The organism is Corallococcus llansteffanensis (assembly GCF_003612055.1).
Classification (GTDB): Bacteria; Myxococcota; Myxococcia; order Myxococcales; family Myxococcaceae; genus Corallococcus; species Corallococcus llansteffanensis.
In genome coordinates this window covers 1-1,726 of sequence record NZ_RAWB01000976.1, presented here as the reverse complement: position 1 = coordinate 1,726, position 1,726 = coordinate 1, and the positions used below count along the sequence as shown (strand labels likewise).

The 1,726-nt window shown below is 72.9% G+C and carries 2 protein-coding genes; both read left to right on the top strand.

Annotation, left to right across the window (positions count from 1 at the left end):
* Positions 1–1,120, top strand: a 1,120-nt coding sequence (locus tag D7V93_RS42630; protein ID WP_244237841.1) for an anhydro-N-acetylmuramic acid kinase, incomplete at its 5' end; no start/stop codon positions are given.
* Positions 1,117–1,726: GTP-binding protein (locus D7V93_RS42625; RefSeq protein ID WP_244237840.1), on the top strand; the 610-nt coding region annotated here is incomplete at its 3' end. The genes D7V93_RS42630 and D7V93_RS42625, both read left to right, overlap by 4 nt.

Here is a 1,726-nt window from a genome sequence, read left to right as displayed (position 1 = left end):
GTGCGTGGGCGTGCTGTCCGGCACCAGCGTGGACGCGGCGGACGCGGCGCTGTGCCGCGTGGAGGGCACGGGCGCGGACGTGAAGCTGGAGCTCCTGGCCCACGTCTCCCGCCCCTTCGCGCCGGACCTGGTCGCGCGGGTGCTGGGCCCCCAGGACGCCCGGAGCCTGTGCGCGCTCGGCTTCGAGTTGGGCGAGCAGTTCGCCGAAGCCGTCCTCGCCGTGCTCGCCCGGGCGGGGGTGGACCCCGGCGAAGTGCACGTCGTCGGCTCCCACGGCCAGACGATGGCCCACCTGCCGTCGGACCTGTCCCCCACGCCCTCCACGCTCCAGATTGGCGAGGCCGCCGTCATCGCCGAGCGCACGGGCCTGCCCGTCGTCAGCGACTTCCGCACCCGCGACATGGCGGTGGGCGGCCAGGGCGCACCGCTCGTGCCCTACCTGGACTGGGCCGTCTTCCGGAACCGCGCGCGGCCGGACGTCACGCGCGCGTTCCTCAACCTGGGCGGCATCGCCAACGTGAGCGTGGTGGGCGAGCGCCTGGAGGACACGCTCGCGTTCGACACCGGGCCCGCGAACATGGTCCTGGACGCGCTGGCGCGCCGGGTGACGGGCGGCAAGCTCGGGTGCGACCGGGACGGGAGCCTGTCGTCCCGGGGCCAGGTGCTGCCGGCGCTCCTGGAGGATCTGCTCAGACACCCGTTCCTCGCCCGCCCCCCTCCGCGCAGCGCGGGCCGAGAAGGCTTCGGCGAGGCGCTGGTGGACCGGCTGTGGGCGGCCGCGCCGGAGCGCCCCCATGACCTGATGGCCACCGCGCGCGCCTTCACCGTGGAGGCCACCGCGCGCGCCTTCGAAACCTGGGTGCGGCCCCGCTTCCCCCACCTGGAGGCCGTGTACGCCTCGGGCGGGGGGACGCGGAACCCGGCGCTGATGGCGGACCTGCGGGCGCGGCTGGCCCCGGTGCCGCTGGAGCGGCTGGACGTGCTGGGCTTCCCGGAGGTGGCCAAGGAGGCGGCCCTCTTCGCCCTGCTCGCGGCCGAGCACCGGGCCGGAACGCCCGCGAATGTTTGCCCCGCAACTGGCGCAAGACGCCGAGTCGTTCTAGGTAAGCTGACACCGTGAGCAGCGTGAACCTGATGGCCCGTGAAGTGGCCGCGAAGATCGTCTTCTACGGCCCGGGCCTGTCTGGGAAGACGACGACCCTGCGAAAGGTCTACGAGACCGTTCGCCCGGCCCACCGCGGCGAGATGATGTCCATCGCCACCGAAGGCGACCGGACGCTCTTCTTCGACTTCCTGCCGGTGAAGGTGGAGCGCGTGGGCGACTGCTCCGTGCGGCTCGCCCTCTACACCGTGCCCGGACAGGTCTTCTACAACGCGACCCGCAAGCTGGTGCTCCAGGGCGCCGACGGCGTCGTGTTCGTGGCGGACTCGCAGGCGGAGGCCATGGACGCCAACCGCGAGTCCCTGGCCAACCTGGAGGAGAACCTCCTGGAGAACGGCATCCGGTTGGACCGCTTCCCACTGGTGATGCAGTGGAACAAGCGCGACCTGGAGGGCACCCTGTCGGTGGAGGAGCTGCGCCGGGAGCTCAACCCGCGCGGCGTCCCCGACTTCGAGACGGCCGCCACCAACGGCCGCGGCGTGCTGGACACGCTGAAGACCATCACCCGGCTGGTCATCAAGGACCTGCGCGCCAAGCGCATCGTCCCCCCGCCCCGCCCCGCTC